Here is a 476-nt window from a genome sequence, read left to right as displayed (position 1 = left end):
AGCCTCGATCGCCTCCGCAAAAGCGATGCGCGAGGGCCTGCTGGCGGAGAACCAGTTGCAGTTGATCGTCGACGAGACATTCACGCCGCCGCTGGCGGACGCGACGTCACTGGTGCAGAAGATCCGCTCAGCGAAACCCGATCTGCTGTTCTTCCTGCCGACGGTGATCTCGGACGCGAAGCTCCTGCTCGAGAAGATGAACGAGTTCGGCCTCGGCCAGGGCAAGGTGCCGACGATCTCGTTCGGCATCGCGATCGCCGAGCCGGACATGCTGCAGACCGTGAGCCCCGAACTGCTCCAGGGTGTGCTGACCTGCGTCGCAAGCTGGGGCGCCAAGGGCCACGAGGCGCTGATCGCCGAGCTGAAGACCCGCTACAATGAGCCGTGGATGACGCAGAACGCGATCTCCACCTATGGCGACATGTGGGTGATCAAGGACGCGCTGGAGAAGGCCGGCAAGGTCGATCGCGTCGCCG

The 476-nt window shown here is 64.3% G+C and carries 1 protein-coding gene; it reads left to right on the top strand.

Annotation, left to right across the window (positions count from 1 at the left end; all coding sequences use genetic code 11):
• Window positions 1-476: ABC transporter substrate-binding protein (locus RAD15_RS43675; RefSeq protein WP_458184840.1), on the top strand; the 476-nt coding region annotated here is incomplete at both ends.

The sequence above is a fragment of the Bradyrhizobium sp. 14AA genome (assembly GCF_054185205.1).
The sequence above is the reverse complement of the archived record's forward strand: the minus strand, read 5'-3'. Positions and strand labels throughout refer to the sequence as shown.